Here is a 3,410-nt window from a genome sequence, read left to right on the forward strand (position 1 = left end):
TACAACCACTTCGGCGACAAGAAGAGCCTGTTCACCGCGGTCATCGAGACGGCACAGCGCGACGCCGCGAGCGAAGCCGAGTCCCGGTTCGCGACGGAGTTCACCGAGTCAGGTGACCTGGACCGCGACCTTCGTGCCGCCGCACGGATCTGGGTGGAACTGATCCTCGCGAAAAACATCAACGCGCTGCGCCGCGTCATCATCGCCGAGCAGGTGCGCCACCCTGAGCTCGGTGACGAATGGGCCCGCCCGCGCACCGCGTTCGAGACGGTCCTCGCGCGCGAGATCAAACAGCAGGTCCACAACGGGGTCCTCGAGGTGCGCGACGTCGACCTGGCTGCCCACCAACTCGTCCTGCTCACCGCGTACGAGGCAGCGCACCAGTCCCGCTACGGGATGCGCAACCTCTCACCCGCCGACATCGAGAAGATCGTCGATGACGGCGTTGAGATGTGGCTGCGCTGCTACCGAACACGCCGGTAGGTGCACCGCAAGCGAGACGGCAAGATCGCACGTCAAGACGATCCGGGCCTGTGGGGCTCCAAAACGCCGATTGGGCCGGTGACCTGTGGGTTTGCCGGGTGGCGTCCATGCCAGGGGACCTGGTCAGGCGGCGTTGCGGTATTCGTTGATGAGGCCGCCGAGGATGCGGGTGCGACGGATGGCGGCGCCTGGGGTGGGTTGTGGTGCTGGCGGGTCGGGTGGTTTCTGGTCGAGGGAGCGGTGCGGCCGGTGTGTGTTGAAATGCTCGGCGTAGGTATCGAGGACCGACGTGATGTGTCGTTCGGAGACGATCAGCATCCGGTCGGTGCACTCGCGGCGGACGCTGGCGACCCACCTTTCGGCGATCGCGTTCGCCTTGGGGCCTGCGGTGGGGTACGCAGCACGCTGATCCCGGCACCGGTGAATACCGCGTCGAAGGTGTCGGTGAACTTGCTGTCACGATCACGGATCAGGAAGTGGAAGTTTCCGGCGCGGTCGTCGAGGCCGATCAGCAGGTTTCTCGCCTGTTGGGTGACCCAGGCTCCGGTCGGATGGCGGATGGCGGATGGCGGATGGCGGATGGCGCCGAGGACGTGGACGTGGCGGGTGGCGTGTTCCACGACGAAGAACACGTAGATCCGCTGCAGGAAGACGGTGTCGACGGTGAAGAAGTCGCAGGCCAGGATGCCGGCCGCCTGTACCCGCAGGAAGGACCGCCAGGAGGCCTCCACCCGCCGTGGTGCGGGATCGACACCGGACGCGTGCAGGATCCGCCACACGGTCGCGGCCCCGACCCGGTAGCCCAACCCGACCAGCTCGCCCTGGATCCGGCGGTGCCCCCAGCCGGGGTTCTCCCCGGCCAGCCGCAGCACCAGGGCGCGGATCTCGCGGCGAACCGGTGGACGCCCCGGTGTCGTCCGGGGATACGTTCACTTGCGGGCGAGGATTTCGCGGTGCCGGCGCAGCAGCGTCAGGGCGAGCGCGTTCCGCGTCACGGCGTAGAGCAGGGACCAGACCATGGCCACCCAGCCTGCCCGACGCCAGCCACACGCCGCCGGCGAACCCGCAGGCCACAGCCCGAATCGACGTTCTGGAGCCCCACAGGGTCGCGCGCTGTCGCCATGGGTTCGCGACCGCGATGCGATGGGTCGTAGCCTCCCTACGAGGGCAGTCGCAGAGGGTGCACTCTTCGTGGGCACGACAGGCAGAGGGACGAGTGTGGACTGGACGACCTTGGTCGCGACCTTAGGCGGTGGCGCCCTCGCTCTTTCGGGGACCATCCTGGCCGACGTCCTGCGCCATCACGACGAGAAAGACAGGAGCCGGGAGGCCAATCGCCGGAGCCTGTACATCGATTTCGTCTCCGCGGTAGGGGTTTGCCATACCCGGCTTCGCCAGATCGCCGAAGGATCTGAGACGCCGAGCGACCGTGAGGTGAGTACCCGCGCGGCACTGGCCGACGCGGGAATCTACGAGGCGAGGGAGAGGCTCTTCATCGACGCCACCTCGACCGTGGCCGGCGCGGGTCAGGCCATGTACGAACAGCTGCGGGCACTGCGACGGGTGGTGGCAGCAGGTGCTTCCATCTCATCCGCCAGCTTTCACGACGCGTACCACCCGTACCTCGACGCGGTCTGGCACTACAGGCGGTATGTCCGAGAGGAGCTGGGGACGAAGGCACTGTCGCCCGATACCTTCGGCTGGCCTTCCTGGAACGGTCGCGAACGGTGCGACCTGTGCAGGCCGTCGCAGTAGAGTCCGTGCTCGCGCAGCGCGCGAAGCGAACTCACATGCCGGGGCGCTGTTGCGTTGGCCGGGCGTGGCAGTCAGGGTGGCCGACCGGGCATGATCGAATGACGCGTCGTCGTCGTGTTCGTCCGCCGGCTGCGGCCTCGGAGTTCGCGGGGTTTCGGTTTCCACGGGAGGTGATCGTGCTGGGCGTGCGCTGGTACCTGCGTTACGCCCTGTCCTTCCGGGACGTCGAGGAACTACTTACGCGGCGTCGTCGTCGAGCATGTGACCCTGTTCCGCTGGGTGCAGCGGTTCACGCCGCTGCTGATCGACGCGGCCCGGCCCTGCCGTCGCACACCTGGTGGCCGGTGGTTCGTCGACGAGACCTACGTGAAGGTCGCCTGCCGGTGGACCTACTTGTACCGGGCGATCGACCAGTTCGGCCAGGTCGTCGACGTGCTGGCCTCGGAGAAGCGGGACCTGGCCGCGGCGCGCCGGTTCTTCGCTGGGGCGCTGTCCTACGGACGTCGCCCGGTCGAGGTGACCACCGACCGGGCACCCTCCTACCCGCGGGTCCTCGACGAGCAGATCCCCGCCGCCCACCACGTCACCGCCCAGTATGCGAACAACCCAATCGAGTCCGATCATGGAAGGTTGAAGGCTCGGCTTCGGTCGATGCGCGGGTTGAAACGGTTCCGTTCCGCCCAGGTGATCGGCTCCGGACACGCCTTGATCCAAAACATTCGCCGCGGACACCACGAGCTCGGACTCGACGCCGAGCCGCACCGCCGGCTCGCGGCAGCCTTCATCGAACTCGCCCTGGCGCTCTGACCAGGCGGCCAACCGGCCTCCACCGCGCCCCCGGCCCGCGGAACGCAACAGTGCCCTTGAAGGTGGTCTTGAGTAGGGAGTTCCCGCGTTCACCGATGGCTGGCGGAATCAAGCGGTCAAGGCGACACATGCCTTTCCAGCAGATCGTTGAACATTTCTATCGGCTTGCCGCATACTTTGAGCGCCACGGTGGCGTTTTGCGTAACCGTTACGTCGCCAGGAGGCAACCTGCCCGCTGGTACAGAACTATCGACAAAGTCGACCATCAGCTTATCGCGAAGCAAAAACTACGTCTTCCGGATATGAAGTCGACCATCCATCCAGTTTTGGATCAAAGTGGTTTGTACCCTCATCACAACTTGTAC

The 3,410-nt window shown here is 66.3% G+C and carries 2 protein-coding genes and 3 pseudogenes; 4 read left to right on the forward strand and 1 reads right to left on the reverse strand.

The genetic code is table 11. The annotated features are described in order from the left end of the window. On the forward strand, window positions 1-483 hold a 483-nt coding region (locus tag U9980_RS25460), incomplete at its 5' end, for a TetR/AcrR family transcriptional regulator C-terminal domain-containing protein (protein WP_322770248.1). 123 nt (window positions 484-606) lie between these two features. On the opposite strand, the pseudogene U9980_RS28790 reads toward U9980_RS25460, so the two are convergent. After that, window positions 607-1,502: pseudogene (locus U9980_RS28790) on the reverse strand (integrase core domain-containing protein). Between the two features lie 214 nt (window positions 1,503-1,716). Between U9980_RS28790 and U9980_RS25475 the strand changes: the two are divergent. The 3 genes and pseudogenes from U9980_RS25475 to U9980_RS25485 all read left to right on the forward strand — a co-directional run. Beyond that, window positions 1,717-2,238: a CchlQ gene (locus tag U9980_RS25475; RefSeq protein ID WP_322770250.1), complete on the forward strand. Its 522-nt coding sequence runs from the start codon at window positions 1,717-1,719 to the stop codon at window positions 2,236-2,238. A gap of 98 nt (window positions 2,239-2,336) precedes the next feature. Then, a pseudogene (locus U9980_RS25480) lies at window positions 2,337-3,045 on the forward strand (IS6 family transposase). Window positions 3,046-3,113: 68 nt separating this feature from the next. Beyond that, a pseudogene (locus U9980_RS25485) lies at window positions 3,114-3,410 on the forward strand (hypothetical protein); the annotation flags it as partial.

The sequence above is a fragment of the Protofrankia sp. Cr1 genome, from assembly GCF_963555865.1.
Classification (GTDB): Bacteria; Actinomycetota; Actinomycetes; order Frankiales; family Frankiaceae; genus Protofrankia.